The organism is Paraburkholderia xenovorans, from assembly GCF_046030735.1.
Lineage (GTDB): Bacteria > Pseudomonadota > Gammaproteobacteria > Burkholderiales > Burkholderiaceae > Paraburkholderia > Paraburkholderia xenovorans_A.
Genome location: NZ_JAQQBV010000007.1, coordinates 102,999 through 119,073, shown reverse-complemented (window position 1 = coordinate 119,073; position 16,075 = coordinate 102,999). Strand labels below are relative to the sequence as shown.

The 16,075-nt window shown below is 62.9% G+C and carries 13 protein-coding genes; 9 read left to right on the top strand and 4 right to left on the bottom strand.

Annotated elements, in window-relative coordinates; translation table 11 throughout:
* Positions 1-130: 130 nt before the first annotated feature.
* The 7 genes from PQQ51_RS09170 (at position 131) to PQQ51_RS09140 (ending at position 8,520) form a co-directional block, all read left to right on the top strand.
* A complete protein-coding gene (locus PQQ51_RS09170; RefSeq protein ID WP_408496451.1) occupies positions 131-2,203 on the top strand; it encodes a bifunctional 2',3'-cyclic-nucleotide 2'-phosphodiesterase/3'-nucleotidase in 2,073 nt (690 codons plus the stop codon).
* Positions 2,200-2,937: a tetratricopeptide repeat protein gene (locus PQQ51_RS09165; protein WP_408496450.1), complete on the top strand. Its 738-nt coding sequence runs from the start codon at positions 2,200-2,202 to the stop codon at positions 2,935-2,937. The genes PQQ51_RS09170 and PQQ51_RS09165 overlap by 4 nt, the downstream gene beginning before the upstream one ends.
* Positions 2,938-3,366: 429 nt before the next feature.
* Positions 3,367-3,819 (top strand): HU family DNA-binding protein, encoded by a 453-nt coding sequence (locus PQQ51_RS09160; RefSeq protein WP_035559188.1) that lies wholly within the window; start codon positions 3,367-3,369, stop codon positions 3,817-3,819.
* Between the two features lie 328 nt (positions 3,820-4,147).
* Positions 4,148-5,557: a circularly permuted type 2 ATP-grasp protein gene (locus tag PQQ51_RS09155; RefSeq protein WP_408496449.1), complete on the top strand. Its 1,410-nt coding sequence runs from the start codon at positions 4,148-4,150 to the stop codon at positions 5,555-5,557.
* A gap of 163 nt (positions 5,558-5,720) precedes the next feature.
* The gene (locus PQQ51_RS09150) at positions 5,721-6,671 is read left to right on the top strand and encodes an alpha-E domain-containing protein (protein ID WP_408496448.1); all 951 of its coding nucleotides are present in this window, start codon (positions 5,721-5,723) and stop codon (positions 6,669-6,671) included.
* Positions 6,672-6,683: 12 nt separating this feature from the next.
* Positions 6,684-7,484, top strand: a complete 801-nt coding sequence (locus PQQ51_RS09145) for a transglutaminase family protein (RefSeq protein ID WP_408496447.1) — start codon at positions 6,684-6,686, stop codon at positions 7,482-7,484.
* Positions 7,485-7,647: 163 nt separating this feature from the next.
* Positions 7,648-8,520, top strand: coding sequence for a proteasome-type protease (locus PQQ51_RS09140; RefSeq protein ID WP_408496446.1), 873 nt, complete (start codon positions 7,648-7,650; stop codon positions 8,518-8,520).
* 129 nt (positions 8,521-8,649) lie between these two features.
* On the opposite strand, the gene PQQ51_RS09135 is transcribed toward PQQ51_RS09140, so the two are convergent.
* Both PQQ51_RS09135 and PQQ51_RS09130 read right to left on the bottom strand, forming a co-directional pair.
* Positions 8,650-9,837 (bottom strand): porin, encoded by a 1,188-nt coding sequence (locus PQQ51_RS09135; RefSeq protein WP_408496445.1) that lies wholly within the window; start codon positions 9,835-9,837, stop codon positions 8,650-8,652.
* Positions 9,838-10,319: 482 nt separating this feature from the next.
* The gene (locus tag PQQ51_RS09130; protein WP_408496552.1) at positions 10,320-11,642 is read right to left on the bottom strand and encodes a YihY/virulence factor BrkB family protein; all 1,323 of its coding nucleotides are present in this window, start codon (positions 11,640-11,642) and stop codon (positions 10,320-10,322) included.
* A gap of 212 nt (positions 11,643-11,854) precedes the next feature.
* Here PQQ51_RS09130 and PQQ51_RS09125 point away from each other — a divergent pair, with 212 nt between their 5' ends.
* Together PQQ51_RS09125 and PQQ51_RS09120 are read left to right on the top strand one after the other, a co-directional pair.
* On the top strand, positions 11,855-12,394 hold the full coding sequence (locus PQQ51_RS09125; protein WP_408496444.1) for a YbaK/EbsC family protein: 540 nt from the start codon (positions 11,855-11,857) through the stop codon (positions 12,392-12,394).
* A 145-nt stretch (positions 12,395-12,539) separates the two neighbouring features.
* Complete coding sequence (locus tag PQQ51_RS09120; RefSeq protein WP_408496443.1) at positions 12,540-14,099, top strand: methyl-accepting chemotaxis protein; 1,560 nt, start codon at positions 12,540-12,542, stop codon at positions 14,097-14,099.
* A gap of 105 nt (positions 14,100-14,204) precedes the next feature.
* Here PQQ51_RS09120 and PQQ51_RS09115 read toward each other — a convergent pair whose 3' ends face one another.
* Positions 14,205-14,795, bottom strand: a complete 591-nt coding sequence (locus tag PQQ51_RS09115; RefSeq protein ID WP_408496442.1) for a BPSL1445 family SYLF domain-containing lipoprotein — start codon at positions 14,793-14,795, stop codon at positions 14,205-14,207.
* A 162-nt stretch (positions 14,796-14,957) separates the two neighbouring features.
* Positions 14,958-16,043 carry a transporter gene (locus PQQ51_RS09110; RefSeq protein ID WP_408496441.1) on the bottom strand — a complete coding sequence of 362 codons (1,086 nt, stop codon included), beginning with the start codon at positions 16,041-16,043 and terminating at the stop codon, positions 14,958-14,960.
* Between the last annotated feature and the right edge of the window lie 32 nt (positions 16,044-16,075).

The following is a 16,075-nucleotide window of genomic DNA, read 5'->3' as shown; positions in this document are numbered from 1 at the left end:
TAAGCCTATCCAATTCCATACAAATAGATGTCACAAACGGGCAGTACGCTTGCACCTCTGTAATTGTTTGTAATGAAAAGCGGGCCGATCGGGCCGGCTGCACAACACAACGAACCTGAGGGCAGTAAGGATGCGAGTGACATTCAAGGCAGGACAGCGTGCGCGCACGCTGCGCAGAATCGGCGCAATGGGCGCTTTGGGCGCGGCGAGCGCCATCGGCATCACGGCCTGCGGCAGCAGCGATATCGAACCGGCGCAGCCGGCGGTGGCGAACGGTACGAGCGCGACGCTCGCGCTGCTGGAAACCACCGACATCCACACCAATCTGCTCAGCTACGACTACTACAAGCTGGCCGAAGACAAGTCGCTCGGTCTCGAGCGCACGGCGACGCTGATCGCGGCGGCGCGCAAGGAATTTCCGAACACGCTGTTGCTCGACGACGGCGACACGATCCAGGGCACCGCGCTCGCCGATTACGAGGCACAGGTCGCGCCGGTCGATTGCAAGACCACGCTCGGCGTCTACAAGGTGATGAACCTGCTGAAATACGACGCCGGCACGATCGGCAATCACGAATTCAACTACGGCCTGCCGTTCCTCGCGCAAGTGACGGGCAACACATTCGACGTGCCGAACATGAGCCCGGTTGCGTCGCAACCGACCTGCGCCGGTCCGAATTTTCCGCTGGTGCTGTCGAACGTGCTCGGCGCGAAATCGCAGCAGCCGATCTTCAAGCCGTACACGATCCTCGAACGCACGATCACTGCGACGACGCCCGACGGCAAGACCGTCAGCGCGCCGGTGAAGATCGGCGTGATCGGCTTCACGCCGCCCGCGATCATGTCGTGGGACAAGCGCTGGCTCGACGGCAACGTCTATACGCAGGGGCTCGTGGAAAGCGCGTCGAAGTACGTGCCGGAAATGAAGGCGAAGGGCGCGCAGATCATCGTCGCGATGTCGCACGGCGGGCTGGATAACTCGACCTATTCGCCTTCGATGGAAAACGGCAGCTACTACCTGTCCAAAGTGGCCGGCATCGACGCGATGCTGATCGGCCACTCGCATCAGGTGTTCCCCGACAAGAACAGCACGGTGTCGCAATTCAACCTGCCGGGCGTCGACAAGGTGAAGGGCACCGTGAACGGCGTGCCGACCGTGATGGCGAACTTCTGGGGCAAGCACCTCGGCGTGATCAAGCTCGCGTTGAACTACACGAATGGCACGTGGAAGGTGGATCGCAGTTCGAGCACGGCCGAGGCCCGTTCGATCCAGAACGCGGACAACAGCTACGTGGCGGTGGACCCTTCGGTCTCGCAGGCGATCGCCGCCGAACATAGCGCGACGATCAACTACGTGAAGACGCCGGTCGGCTCGACCGATTTCCGCATGACCACCTATTTCGCGGACGTGGGCGACGTGTCCGCGATCGAGATCGTCAACCAGGCGCAAGCTGCTTACGTGCAGGACTATATCGGCGCGAATCTGCCGCAATATGCGGGCATTCCGGTGTTGTCGGTGAGCGCGCCGTTCAAGAGCGGCTTCGGCGGCGGCAACGATTTCACCGACGTCGCGCAAGGCAACGTCGCGATCAACAACGCCGCCGACCTGTACCTTTACCCGAACACGATTTACGCGGTGAAGGTGACCGGCGCCGGCCTGAAAGCGTGGCTGGAAACCGCCGCGCAACGCTTCAACAAGATCGACCCGGCAAAAAGCGCGGCGCAGACGCTGGTCAGCAACTACCCCGGCTACAACTTCGACATGATCACGTCGAAGGACTTCAGCTACGAAATCGACGTCACGCAAGCGGTCGGCAGCCGGATCCGCAACCTGACCTATCAGGGCGCACCGATTTCGGATACGCAGTCGTTCATCGTCGCGACCAACAACTATCGCGCGAGCGGCGGCGGCAATTTCCCGGGTCTCGACGGCAGCAAGACGATTTATGCGTCGCCGGATGCGAGCCGTGACGTGCTGATCGCATACATCAAGAAGATCCAGTCGATCAAGGCCGCGAACAACGGCAGCGATCGTAGCTGGCGCTTCGCGAAAGTGGCGACGGCCGGCCCGGTCACGTTCAAGTCGGCGCCGAACCTGGTGTCGCTCGCGCAAACCGTGGGCCTCGCGAACGTCACGCAGATCCAGTCCGACGACGGCAGCGGCAAGGGTCTCGCGGTGTACGCGGTGGACCTCAATCAATGAGCGCGCGCTTCGGTTTCGCGCTGGCGGGCGCGGCACTCGTCGTCGCCGGCACGCTCGCGGCGGTTGCGGCCGCGCGCGTGTCCGACGTCCAGATCGGCGATTGGCAGATGCAGGGCGCGGCCACGCACGCAGTGCTGCCGGTGTGGCGGTTGCGTGTCGCTGCGGCGTTCGGCAACGCGGCCGCGCGTGAGGCGCTGGCCGACGTGCTGCTGAGTTCCGCGCAACTCGACGAGCGGCGCGAAGGTGTCGAGTTGTATCGTCGCTTGGCGAGCGAAGGCAGGGTGCGTGCGCAAGCCACGCTCGGTCATCTGCTGTTGCGTGGCGCGCCGGGCATCGAACTGGATTATGCGCAAAGCCGTCGTTGGTTGACCGCTAGCGCCGAGCGCGATCCGCAGGCCGCGCACGATCTGTCGACGCTGTATCGCAATGGCTATGGCGTTGCCCGCGATCCGCGCGTCGCGATTCATTGGCTCGAACGGGCCGCGCAGGCCGGCGTGCCGCTCGCGCAATTCCAGCTCGCCAACGAATATCGCTTCGGCACGACGCTGCCGCACGACGACGCGCTCGCGCTGCAATGGCTCACACGCGCGGCCAATGCGGAGTTACCCGAGGCGAATCTGGCGCTGGCGATCGCCTATCGCAACGGCGAGCTGGGCATCGCTCGCGACGAAGCGCAATACTGGGCTTACGTGAAGGAAAGCGAGCACGATCTGAAGCACGTCAGCCGTCAGTGAACGGACGCTGAAACAGCCGCGGAATTTTCCGCCGCAGACGAAGGAAAGCCGCCCCTTGCAGAGGTTTCCGCTGCTAGGGGCGTGTTTTTTCCGCCGCGTGCCGGTGTGTCGCGAAGGGCTTTTCAGGCTTCGAAGGAGAGACACTTAACGTTTCGACGCTATCGCGTTGTCCACAAAGTGCCTTTATCCATGCATCGAAACGACTTGTAACGCGATTTACGTGTTCGTCTTCGACACGCGTCGGCGCACGTTTACCCTTTAAAACAAGCATCAAAATGTGTCGGGCAGTCTGCGCCGCGCAACAAACCTTCGCTGTTATACACAAAAGAGTCGCGCAAATCGTATTAGCGCTTGTAGAATCCGGCGTTGAAGCGTGCACATACCGTGCGCGCTTCGTGCAATTCACTGACCACAACAGGTAGGAGAAACATGCCGACTTCCGCAAAAAAGGTGGCCAAGAAGGCTGCTGCCCCGGTACCCGCCAAGAAGGTTGCTGCAAAGAAAGTTCCTGCGAAGAAAGCCGTCGCAGCTAAGAAGGTCGCCGTGAAGGCGTCCAGCGCTCCGTCGCCGATCAAGGACACCTTCACGAAGGCCTCGCTGGCTGCACACGTCGCTGAACGCGCCGCTGTGGAACCGAAGACCGCCAAGGCCGTGCTGGCCGCGCTCGAAGACACGATCCTCGGCGCTGTGCACAAGAAGGGCGCTGGCGAATTCACGCTGTCGGGTCTTCTGAAGATCGTCGTGCAAGCTGTGCCGGCGAAGAAGAAGCGCTTCGGCAAAGACCCGTTCTCGGGCGAAGAGCGTTGGTTCCCGGCCAAGCCGGCTAGCGTGCGCATCAAGGCACGTCCGCTGAAGAAGCTGAAAGACGCTGCGGCAGGCTGATCGGTTCGGCGCGTCGACGTGGGTTGAGGCCATGCGCTTTTAACCTTCGTCAAAACGCTCGGGCAGGTCCGCAATCAACGTGGTGCGAATCCCCGTGGATGAAAATCCACGGGGATTTTTTTATGCGCATTTGCACCGTACTGGCGCATCGTGATCCGCCGCAGTACGATGGCGACGAAGCCTTGCCGGTCGGGATGCGGTATCCGCGTGCATAACCGCTGCCTACCACGCGAAAAAACGTAATGGCATAGCGCTTGCTTAAATGATTGTCGAACACCGAATGCGCAGCGCATTCGCCTTCTATCCGACAAAAAGAGCGGGGCGTGACATGCGATGCTATGACGAGATGCGTCATCATGACGATGCCGTGCGGCCACACTACGCACGCTTTGAGCGATGGCTGGTGAAGCAGGGTAATGAGGCCATCGCGCGCAAGCGCGCCGAAGCCGACCTGCTGTTTCGCCGGGTCGGCATTACCTTCGCAGTGAATGGCGATCTGTCCGGCACCGAGCGGCTGATTCCGTTCGATCTGATTCCACGCATCATTCCGCGCAGCGAATGGCAGACGCTCGAAGCCGGTTTGCGGCAGCGGGTCCAGGCACTCAATCTGTTTATCCACGACGTCTATCACGATCGCAATATCGTGCGTGCCGGCATCGTGCCGGCCGAGCAGGTCTACACCAACGCGCAATATCGGCCTGAGATGCAGGGCGTCAATGTGCCGCTCGGTGTTTACGCGCATATCGCCGGCGTCGACGTGGTGCGAGCGGGCGACGACGGCGAGTTCTACGTGCTCGAAGACAATCTGCGCGTGCCGTCGGGCGTCTCGTACATGCTCGAAAACCGCAAGATGATGATGCGGCTTTTCCCCGAACTGTTCGTGCAGAACCGCATTGCGCCGGTCGCGCATTATCCCGATCTGCTGCTCGATACGCTGCGCTCGGTCGCGCCCGAAGGTGTCGACGATCCGGTCGTGGTGGTGCTCACGCCGGGCATGTACAACTCCGCGTATTTCGAGCACACGTTCCTTGCGCAGCAGATGGGCGTTGAACTGGTGGAAGGCAAGGATCTGTTCGTCGACGACAACTACGTGTTCATGCGCACCACGCAGGGACCGAAGCGCGTCGACGTGATCTATCGCCGTGTCGACGACGACTTTCTCGATCCGCTCGCGTTCCGCAACGATTCGGCGCTGGGCGTGCCGGGCTTGCTCACCGCTTACCGTGCGGGTCGTGTCGCGCTGGCGAACGCAATGGGCACCGGCATCGCCGACGACAAATCGATCTACCCGTACGTGCCGGAAATGATCGAGTTCTATCTGGGCGAGAAGCCGATCCTCAACAACGTTCCCACGTTCCAGTGCCGCAAGCCGGACGACCTTGCTTACACGCTCGCGCATCTGCCCGAACTGGTCGTGAAGGAAGTGCATGGCGCGGGCGGCTACGGGATGCTGGTGGGACCGGCCTCGACGCAAGCCGAGATCGAATCGTTCCGCGAGAGGCTGATCGCGCGTCCCGCGGGATATATCGCGCAGCCCACGCTCGCGTTGTCCGCGTGTCCGACTTTCGTGGAGTCGGGCATCGCGCCGCGCCATATCGACTTGCGCCCGTTCGTGCTGTCCGGCAAGAGCGTGACGATGTGCGCGGGCGGGCTCACCCGGGTGGCGTTGCAGGAGGGGTCGCTGGTCGTCAATTCGTCGCAGGGAGGCGGCACCAAGGATACGTGGATGGTCGACTGACGCGGTTGCCGACGCGCCTCCAGCCTCCATACAGGCAGACGTCCGCAACCCAACAAGCCGGCGAACTTGCAAGTACTTCGCCGGCGCACACGGATAACCAGCGCGGGTCTTCACTCGACGAAGCTCAACGAAGACCTCGCGTCATCAGATACGGAACGCCGTCATGCTAAGCCGCACCGCCGATCACCTCTTCTGGATGGCACGCTACATGGAGCGCGCGGAAAATACCGCCCGCATGCTCGACATCAATCTGAAGGCGCTGTTGTTGCCGCAGACGTCTGACCAGGAGGCGCGCGCGCAACGTTCGGTGCTGCGCATCTCCGAACTGGAAACCGCGTTCGCGCAGCGCTACGACGAGCCGACGCGCGAAAACGTGCTCGATTTCATGGTCGCGGATTCGACCAATCCGTCGAGCATTCATTCGTGTCTGCAGGCCGCGCGCGAAAACGCCCGCGCGGTGCGCGGCACGTTGACGACCGAATGGTGGGAGACCATCAACGATACGTGGCTCGAGTTCAACGAACGGACCTCGTCGGGTCAGGCCGCGAGCAATCCGGGCGCGCTGTTCGAATGGGTGAAGTTCCGCTCGCATCTTTCGCGCGGCGTGACGATCGGCACCGCGTTGCAAGACGACGCGTTCTTCTTCACGCAACTCGGCACCTATCTGGAACGCGCCGACAACACCGCGCGCATTCTCGACGTGCGTTTCGCAGACGTCGAACCGAATTCACGCGACGCCGCGCGGCAACTCGAAGACTTCTACTACTGGACGTCGATTCTCAGTTCGGTGTCGGCGCTGGAAATCTATCGCAAGGTGTATCGCGACGTGGTGACGCCGGCGCGCGTGGTCGAACTGATGATCCTGAACCAGCAGATGCCGAGATCGCTGCTCGCGTCGCTCGAAGGCGTGTGCGCGAATCTGGCGATGCTGCGCACTTCGGGTTCGAACCAGTGCGAGCGGTTCGCCGGCAAGCTGCGCGCCGAGTTGCTGTACTCCGACATCCGGCAGATTTTCGAAGCCGGCCTGCACGCCTATCTGACCCAGTTCCTCGCTCGCGTGTTCGAGCTCGGCAATCTGGTGGCGCGTACCTATCTGATGTTGCCAGTCGCCTGACGGAGTTTTTATATGTATCTGACGATCCGCCACGACACGTCCTATCGCTATGAAGCGACTGTCCATTATTCGATCCAGCAATTGCGCCTGACGCCGTCGAGCGGCGCGTCGCAGGTGGTGCGGCGCTGGAGCATCGACGCGCCGGGCAAGCTCGATTCCACTTTCGACGCGTACGGCAACGTGTTGCATACGCTCGTGATCAACAAGCCGCATAGCGAGATCCGTCTGCATGTGGGTGGGGAAGTGGACACGATTCCGCTCGTCGACGGCCAGTTGGCCGATGCGGTCGGCCCGATTCCGCTCGAGCATTTCACCTGCGCGACGCGTCTCACCGAAGTCGATCCGGCCGTTCGCGAGCTGGCCGAATCGGTGCCGGTGCTGACTACGTCGGGCGGTCTGATCGCGCTGTCCGAGCAGATCGTGCAGCGCGTGAAGTACAACCCGGGCGTCACCGAAGTCACGAGCACGGCCGCAGAGGCGCTCGCGCTCGGCAACGGCGTCTGCCAGGACCATGCGCATCTGATGCTGGCGTGCTGCCGCGCACGGGGGATTCCGGCGCGTTATGTGAGCGGCTATATCGAACCGGGCGACGTGCCGCACGCGGCGAGCCACGCGTGGGTCGATGTGTGGCTCGAAGGCAAGGGCTGGATTTCCATCGACGTCACGCATGCGGCATTTGCCAGCGAGATCTATTGCCGGCTTGCCGTGGCGCGCGATTACGAAGCCGCCGCGCCGGTGCGTGGTCGGCGGATCGGCGGACTGGAAGAGCAGTTGAAGGTGTCGGTCACCGTGAGCACGCAGTTGTCGCAGTAGAACGGCGCGGCAGCGGAGCGTCATGGCCGGATAGTGCGAGCTGCGCGCGCCACCGCGCACAGCGATTCAATTTGCGCCCGCAGCGGCCGTAATATGCGGTAGGAGCACATGCGCGCCGCATTACAATAGCGCCGTCCAGTCGTTTTTTGCGGGTACTTTTCTTATGACCTACTGCGTCGCAATGTCCGTCGACGAGGGCCTCGTGTTTCTTTCGGACACGCGTACGAATGCGGGCGTCGATCACATCAGCACCGCGCGCAAGATGTCGGTGTTCGAGCAGCCGGGCGAGCGCATGCTCGTGCTGCTGGGCGCGGGCAATCTGTCGCTCACGCAAGCGGTACTGCACGAACTCTCCGAGCCGACCGATCCCGCGCTGCCCACGTTGTGGAGCGCGCCGACCATGGCCGACGCCGCGCGTGTGATCGGCCGTGCAGTGCGGTGCGTGCATCAGCGCGAGGCCGAGGCGTTGCAGGAATTCGGCGTCGACTTCAACTGCAGCTTCATTCTTGGCGGGCAGATCGCGGGCAACCGGCCGCGCCTGTTCATGATCTACGCTGCGGGCAATTTCATCGAAGCGTCGGCCGTGAATCCGTATTTTCAGATCGGCGAAGCCAAGTACGGCAAACCGATCATCGATCGCGTGCTGACGCCGTCCACGCCGCTCGACGAAGCCGCCAAATGCGCGCTGATCTCGATGGATTCGACGCTGCGCTCGAACCTGTCGGTCGGTTTGCCGCTCGATTTGCTGGTCTATGAGAAGGATTCGTTGCGCGTCACGCGCTTCGTTTCGATCGACCACGACAACGCGTACTTCGAGATGATTCACCGCACGTGGGGAGAGCGGCTGCGTCAGGTGTTCGGCGAGATTCCGGATCCGGACTGGCAGGATTCGCCCAACGTGCCGTTGTTGCAACGCGAACGGGCGCTGGTGCTGCATCGCGCGCCGGTGGGTTCCGATGGCGTCGAGCATGAACTCGATGCGAAGCCGGCGCAGACGCTGGCCCAGGCGGAGAGGGGCAAAGCGCAGCGGCGCTGAGGTATCCGCTCCCGCCACGCAAAGCCGCACACACACTCTCAAACCACGGGACGCAAAAAAACCAGCCACAGGCTTTCGCCCGTGGCTGGTTTTCAACTGCGCGTTGCTTCAGCAGTCCGTCAAGTTCGATTAGAACTTGTGGCGGATGCCCAGGCTGACCATCTCTTGCGAGCTGGAAGCCGAGTTGTAGCTGTACGAACCGATTGCTGCGCTTGCGTCGACCAGTGCGCCGTTCGAAGCGCGTTGGTTGCCGCTTGCGTGCTGATAGGCGCCGACCAGGTAGATGTCCGTGCGCTTCGACAGGTTGTAGTCGCCGCCCAGGGAAACCTGGTGATACGTTGCGCTCGAATCGCCGCTGGACTTCGTGTAGATGTAGCCCACACCGACCAGCATTGCCGGCGTTGCCTGGTAACCCAGGTATGCGCCGCCGAGGTTGTACTTCTCGGTCGAACCGAAGCCCGAGTTCGCGTCCGGCTTGTACTGTGCGTTGCTGTAGCGCAGGTTAGCCGTGAACGGGCCTGTTACGTATTGCACAGCGACCGAAGCGATGCCGATCGACTTGGCAGCGGCGTAAGCGCCGTTGACCTGGTTGTCGAACGTGCCGTCCGACGTGCTGCCGTTCCAGCCTGCTGTCGGCGGCGTGCCAGCCGTGCGGCTAGCCAGCGTGTTGCCGTTGTCGGCGCGGAAGTAGCCTGCAGCCACGCTGAACGGACCCGTTGCGTACGTTGCTGCGCCCGACCACGTTTGACCCGAACCCGTCTGGCCGGCTACGCCGCCCAGAGCATACATGCCTTCGAACTGGAAGCCGCCCCACACCGGCGAGGTGTACTTGATGGCGTTGTTCGTGCGCGAGGAGTTGTCGTTGTTGTCGACGTCGCCCGGCGTGGTGAAGGTCGAACCGAAGTAGTTGTCAGCCGTCAGCGGCTGCACCAGGTCGACCAGCGGGTCGTATTGACGACCCAGCGTGACCGTACCCCACTGATCGCCCGTCAGGCCGACGTAGGCTTGACGACCGAACATCTTGCCACCCTGACCCAGCTTGCCGCTGTTGACGTCAAAACCGTTTTCCAACTGGAAGATTGCCTTCAGGCCGCCGCCGAGGTCTTCCGTGCCCTTCAGGCCGAAACGATCACCTTGCAGATTGCCGCCGTACAGGGCAACCAGGTTCTTGTTCGCGCCGGCAGCGTTCTGAGTGTTATGAACGTACTGGATCGATTCGTCGATCAAACCGTAAAGGGTAACGCTGCTTTGAGCATGTGCCACGCCGGTGACGCCCAGAAGCGCCAGCGAGAGGGTAGACAGTGCGATTCGTTTCATCCATTTCTCCACGCAGATGATTAGTTTCGTTGTTGCGGAAAGGAGAATAGCTCAGTGCTCCAAGCGGTACGAACTGGAAAAAAAAGACTGTCTCCAAAAACTGACAAACGTTGCAAAGCCTTGTATTTAAAGCCTGTTCTTAATTATTTCTGTTTCAGCAATATTGATTCGTGTATTGGACATTATTGTTGTTTTGTTGATAGTTACGCTCCAACTGACCGCATTTTAGTCACTTGGATGAAGGCAATTTGTAATTTAGTCGTCTAGATGTCTGGCGGATGTATGGAGCGTCCATGGAAAAATGGAGCGCTGCCTCGCTTGACGGACGCCTCAGATGGAAATCACGGCTTGCGGACGCTCGGGATGTGTGTGCCGCCAAGCTCCGTGGCCGGTGCAGGCGTGCCACCGGCTGCCGTGATGATTTTCGCCGGGACGGGTTGCACCTCGCGACGATCTTTGTCGCTACCGGTTGCGCCTATTAATTATTCACGGCCACTGCCGCCGCCGTTGCGACGCGCGACGGTCACAGCCGCCAGCCCCGCGGCGGCGGCTACCAGCACCGATGTCCACGGATACCGCCGCACATAGCGGTCGGCTACCGCGGCTTGTCGGCCTGCCTCGACGAGCGTGACGGCGGCGACTCGCGTTGCCTGAGCTTCGGCGAGCACGACTGCACGGCCTATCTTGAGCGCCGCCGCCCGGGCGGATACGTTCTTCCGCGCCTCGCGTGGCGGCGGGAAGGCGGGAACAAAAGCCGGCGTGGCCGGTGCTGCGGCGCGCGATGCCGCCGCGGCCGCAACCGTTGCGCTCTCCGAAGCAGCATCACGCGCGGCCGCCTGCGCATCCGCGGCCACGGTCGACGCCGCCAGCACCGACGCGAGCTTCGCGCGGCTGCCGGGCGGCGAATTGTCCTGCATCCCCCATTCGCCGCGCGGGTCGTGCAGACGGCCGCGAGCCGCGGAGAACTCGGCGCCGAGCAGCAGCACCGCGGCCGAGAAGTACAGCCACATCAACAGCACCGCGAGCGAGCCGGCCGCGCCGAACGAGCTGGCCATCCCGGCGTGCGCAATATAAAGCGCGAACAGTTTCTTGCCTGCCGAGAACAGCACGGCCGCGACGATCCCGCCGACCAGCGCATCGCGCCAGCGCACCTTCGCGTCCGGCAGGAACTTCAGCAGACCGGCAAACGCGAACGCCAACACCAGCAAACCCACGACGATCTGCAACAGGTCGCCGATGATCACATACGGCGAGTTGCCCCAAAGCCATTTGCCGATGAACGTGATGGCGGTGTCCAGCACCAGCGAAACGATCAGCAGGAACGCGACGCCGAGCACGAGGCCGAACGAAATCAACCGCACGCGCACCAGCGCGATCACGCTCGACGAGCGCGGCCCGGTGTCCGGCCAGACGATATTGAGTGCGCTATTGAGCGACGAAAAGGTCGCCGACGCACCGATCGCGAGCGCCGCGAACGAGATGATGGCCGCGACGCCGCCGGCGCTGCCGCTGTGATGCGCGTTCTCGACGATCGTCTGCACGCCCGCCGCAGCCTGGTCGCCGAGCAGGCCGTGAATATGAGTGAACAGTTCGCCGCGCGCGGCTTCGGCGCCGAAAAACCAGCCGGCCACGGCGATCACCATCACGAGCGTCGGCGCGAGCGAGAACGCCGCGTAGAACGCAATGCTGGCGGCCATTGCCGCGCAGCGGTCTTCGGCGAACTGTTTGAAGGCGCCGATCGCCCAGTTGGCTTGTTGGCGGGCCACGTGTTGGAGGTTTTCGGCGGAAAGCGTGTCGATGTCCATGGTCATATCTCGAAGGATCCTGGCGACGGAGGCGGCGCTGCGCACCGTTGAGGGGGCACCGACGCAGGCTTCGCACCGGTTCCTTTCGCAAAGCTTGTGCCTGTCACTATAACAAGGCCGCTTGCATACGCCGGTGCGCGCGCTGCGCCGACGAAGCACGCTTCATGTGCCGTTAGAATGCCGCTCTGGACCCACACACTTTTCCTGTCGCCATGCACTCTCACGAATCTCTACAGCCGCTGGACGTGATTCCGGCAGACCAGTTGGACGCGCACTTGCCCGCGCATGTCGTCGCTCAACTGCCGCAGCAGAGTGTGACGGTTTTCGCGGTCAGCGACGACGCGTCCGACACCGCCGCATTCAGCGCGCGCTATGGCTTCGGTCTCGAAGACTGCGCGAATACGATCGTGGTGCGCTACAAGAAGGAAGGCGCCGAGCATTACGCGGCGCTGGTCTCACTCGGTTCGCTGCGCCTCGACATCAACGGCGCGGTGAAGGCGGCGCTCGGCGCGCAGCGGCTGTCCTTCGCCAAACGCGAGGCGGCGGTCGAACATAGCCAGATGGAATTCGGCGGTATCACCGCGTTCGGTTTGCCGGACGACTGGCGGATTCTGGTCGACGCCGCCGTGATGGAGCGCACGCAGATCGTGATGGGCGCCGGCGTGCGGGCGGCCAAGTTGCTGCTGGCGCCCGCGGTGCTGAACGCGTGGCCGCGTTGCGAAGTCGCCGCGTTGACGCTGCCGGCGGAGTAGGTCTGCCGTCTCGTGCGGCGCTCGTTCGCATGCACACCTGAAGTTTCTCCGTGTCTGGCCGTTAATCCAGAGATTGGCCCTGGCCGTCGCGATGCTCGCTCGCGCGGTGTGCCGACCAGACAGATAAAACATAAAGGACACGGAGATGGAACGCTTTCGCCTGAAGGTGCGGCTTTGGCTCGCGCTAGCAGTAATGTGCATGGGAATTCTGGCGATCGGCCTGTGGGGCGCGTTCAAAGCGCGCGACACGATGATCGCCGATCGTCAGGCTGAGCTGAAAAGCGTCGTCAGCGTCGCGTATAGCGTGCTGGATCGCTACAACGGCCTAGTCGCGGCGGGCACGATGTCGCTCGCCGACGCGCAGCGCACCGCCATGTCGGATCTGCGCGCGATGCGCTACGGCGGCGCGGGCGGTTATCTCGTGCTCGAGGACGCCCACGCGAAAGTGCTGATGCACGGTGTGCGTCGCGACCTCGAGGGCAAGGACATGAGCACCTTCAAGGACCCGCAGGGCCGCTTCGTCTTTAAAGACGGCTCGGACCTCGCGCAGCGCGACGGCGAAGGTTTCATCCATCTGCAATTCCTGAAGCCGGGTTCCAACGAGATGGCGCCGAAAATCAACTATGTGCGCCTCTACAAGCCGTGGGACTGGACCATCGTGACCGGCGTCTTCACCGACGACATCGACGCCGCGTTCTACTCGACCCTGATGCAGTACATCGGCGCGGCGTTGATTCTGAGCGTGCTGGTGTCGGTGGTGATCGGCGTGATCCTGCGCAGCATCTTGCGGCAACTCGGCGGCGAACCGGCGTACGCGGCGCAGATCGCCTCGCGTATCGCGGACGGCGATCTCGACGTCGTAGTGGAAACCCGCGCCGGCGACGAGACGAGCCTGCTCGCCGCGATGCGGCGCATGCAGCACCGTCTTGCGCAGGCGATTCTGCAGATTCGCAGCGGCGCGACGCTGATCTCGACGGTCTCTCACGAAATTGCCGCCGGCAACGCCGATCTGTCGCGGCGCACCGAGCAGCAGGCCACCGCGCTCGGCGAAACGGCATCGAGCATGGAGCAGATCACCGCGACCGTGAAGCAGAACGCCGACAACGCGAAGCAGGCGAGTCAACTGGCGCACAACGCGTCGGAGACGGCGGCGCGCGGCGGCGACGTGGTCGGTCAGGTGGTGGAGACGATGCGCGGGATTTCGCAGTCGTCGCATCGGATCGGCGACATCATCGGCGTGATCGAGGGCATTGCGTTCCAGACGAATATTCTCGCGTTGAATGCGGCCGTCGAAGCGGCGCGTGCCGGCGAGGAAGGGCGCGGCTTCGCGGTAGTGGCGGGCGAAGTTCGCACCCTCGCGCAGCGCAGCGCGGCGGCGGCCAAGGAGATCAAGGCGCTGATCGAGGAGTCGGCGGCGCAGATCGAAGGCGGCTCGCAATACGTGGGTCGCGCGGGCGACACGATGCAGGAAGTGGTGATCGCGGTGCGCCGCGTGACCGACATCATGGGCGAGATCAGCGCGGCGTCCGTCGAGCAGAGTTCGGGAATCGAGCAGGTGAACATCGCGGTCGCGAGCATGGATCAGACGACCCAGCAGAACGCCGCGCTGGTGGAAGAAGCGAGCGCCTCCGCCGATGTGTTGAAGGTGCAGACCGACCAGCTCGCCGCGGCGATCGCGGTGTTCACGTTGCCGGAAATGCGCTGAGCGGGAGGTGCGCTGGCGTCGTGGCTTCATTGAAAGCGAAAACGCCACGCAACCCGCGATAGGGTTGCATGGCGTTGAGCATGTCGGCCCGAATCGCCTGATTCGTCAGATCATCAGACGGGACACCTTGGTGCCTTCGAGCGATACGCCGGCCATCAAGCCGCCGTTGGTCAGCACAAATGCTTCGACGGGGCTGGTGGCGGTCGAGGTATCGACCGCGCCGTTCGCGCCGACCTTCAGCACGGCGACGGTGGCGTCCGCGCCTGCCGCCCAGCCCTGGCTGCTGGTGAATTTGTCGAGCGCTTCCTGCGTCATGAACAGGAACACGAGCGCTTTCGACTGCGCGCCGATCTGCAAACCGAACGAACCTGCGACCGTGCTGTAATAGCCCGCCGTGCGGCCGCCGACCCGCAGCGCGCCTTCGCCGTACTGGCCGCCGATCCAGAAGCCCGCCGAAATCACCGACGGGAACACCAGCACGCCGCGCGCTTTGCCCACCAGCTCTCGCGAGCCGCTGACGTTTGCATAGAGGCGCGACAGCGTGGAATCGACACCGGCGTTGATGGTGTCGCGCTTGCCTGCGTTCGCCGACGAGCCCGCGCTTGAAGACGGCGACGTGGTCGTGCAACCGGCGAGGCTGAGGCCAGCGGTGGCCAAAGCAGCGCTGCCGGTCATGATGAATTGTCGTCTGCGCATGATGGTTTCCCTTCTTTATCTGTGTGCGTTACTGGAAGTTGGTTTTTTTGCTATTCCGTCGTAGTCCGGCGCCGGGCTGAGAGATCTGCCGGCGTCCGACATGTGACGCACCTTCTAACCAGCAGTTCCCGTGCCTGCCCCTATATCGGCTGCGCGAATCCCTTACCGCCCGGCGCGCCGACGAAAGCCCCACCATCCGGCGAGCGCGGTGAAGCTGACCACCATCAGCACCATCACCCAGAAGCCGTGGCGATTTTCCGCGAGCGGAATGCCGCCGACGTTCATCCCGAACAGGCCCGCGATGATGTTGATCGGCAACGCGAGCACGGTGACGAGCGTCAGCGTGAAGAGCGTGCGGTTGCTTTGCTCGGTGAGGCGCGCGGCGATCTCTTCCTGCAGCAGCTTGATTCGTTCGGCGAGACCGGAGAGGTCGCCGAGCACCAATGAAAATTCTTCTGTCGAGTCGCGCAGACTTTGCACGTCGTGTGCCGAAAGCCATCGCGGCGGCCGCACTAACAGCCGGAAAATCGAGCCGGGTTCGGGCGCCAGCAGCCGTTGCAGACGGACCAGAACGCGGCGCATCGCGCCGAGATCGCGGCGGCTGTCGAAGTGGCGGCGCGACAGGAACTGGTCTTCGATACGGTCGACTTCGGTACTGCTTCTGCGCACGATCGTGACCAGCAGGTCGGCCTGGTCGCGCAACAGATGGATCAGCAGTTCGGCGGGTGTGTCGAAGATTTCGCCTTCACGTACCGACGCGCGCAGCCGGTCGACGGAACGCAACTGTTTCAGGCGCGCGGTGATCATGATGCGCTGATGGGTGTACACCCACAGCGTGGCGATATCGGATGGCGTCTGCTCGAAATCGAACATCACGTCGTTGACGACAGCGAGCAGCGCGCCATGCTGATGTTCGATGCGGGTCGAGTGCGAGCCTTCGCGCAGCGCTTCGAAAAAACTCTCGGGCAGGTCCAGATGCGCGCGCATCCATTTTTCGCTGGACACGTGCGCGAGATTGAAATGCAGCCAGAGAAATTCGCCGTTGTCCGCAGGCGAGCGTTGCGGCGGCGCAGCGTGGCTCGCGGCGCCGGTTTCCGTCTGCGCAGGCCAATGCGAATTGCCGGCGAGCCAGCGAGCGGCATTGTCCGTGTCGATCGGCACACCGGGTTGCCCCGCTGAGAAACGAAAGCCGCACACGAGGCCCGAGCGGTCGGCGCCATAAGTGACGGGCGCAACATTCAGAGTCATAAGCCGTTCAGGATGAGCGTTCCAAGCCGCGC

Excerpts from the sequence above, each read along its gene's own strand:
- PQQ51_RS09170 (WP_408496451.1), top strand. The coding sequence starts at position 131 with ATGCGAGTGACATTCAAGGCAGGACAGCGTGCGCGCACGCTGCGCAGA.
- PQQ51_RS09165 (WP_408496450.1), top strand. The coding sequence starts at position 2,200 with ATGAGCGCGCGCTTCGGTTTCGCGCTGGCGGGCGCGGCACTCGTCGTC.
- PQQ51_RS09160 (WP_035559188.1), top strand. The coding sequence starts at position 3,367 with ATGCCGACTTCCGCAAAAAAGGTGGCCAAGAAGGCTGCTGCCCCGGTA.
- PQQ51_RS09155 (WP_408496449.1), top strand. The coding sequence starts at position 4,148 with ATGCGATGCTATGACGAGATGCGTCATCATGACGATGCCGTGCGGCCA.
- PQQ51_RS09150 (WP_408496448.1), top strand. The coding sequence starts at position 5,721 with ATGCTAAGCCGCACCGCCGATCACCTCTTCTGGATGGCACGCTACATG.
- PQQ51_RS09145 (WP_408496447.1), top strand. The coding sequence starts at position 6,684 with ATGTATCTGACGATCCGCCACGACACGTCCTATCGCTATGAAGCGACT.
- PQQ51_RS09140 (WP_408496446.1), top strand. The coding sequence starts at position 7,648 with ATGACCTACTGCGTCGCAATGTCCGTCGACGAGGGCCTCGTGTTTCTT.
- PQQ51_RS09135 (WP_408496445.1), bottom strand. The coding sequence starts at position 9,837 with ATGAAACGAATCGCACTGTCTACCCTCTCGCTGGCGCTTCTGGGCGTC.
- PQQ51_RS09130 (WP_408496552.1), bottom strand. The coding sequence starts at position 11,642 with ATGGACATCGACACGCTTTCCGCCGAAAACCTCCAACACGTGGCCCGC.
- PQQ51_RS09125 (WP_408496444.1), top strand. The coding sequence starts at position 11,855 with ATGCACTCTCACGAATCTCTACAGCCGCTGGACGTGATTCCGGCAGAC.
- PQQ51_RS09120 (WP_408496443.1), top strand. The coding sequence starts at position 12,540 with ATGGAACGCTTTCGCCTGAAGGTGCGGCTTTGGCTCGCGCTAGCAGTA.
- PQQ51_RS09115 (WP_408496442.1), bottom strand. The coding sequence starts at position 14,795 with ATGCGCAGACGACAATTCATCATGACCGGCAGCGCTGCTTTGGCCACC.
- PQQ51_RS09110 (WP_408496441.1), bottom strand. The coding sequence starts at position 16,043 with ATGACTCTGAATGTTGCGCCCGTCACTTATGGCGCCGACCGCTCGGGC.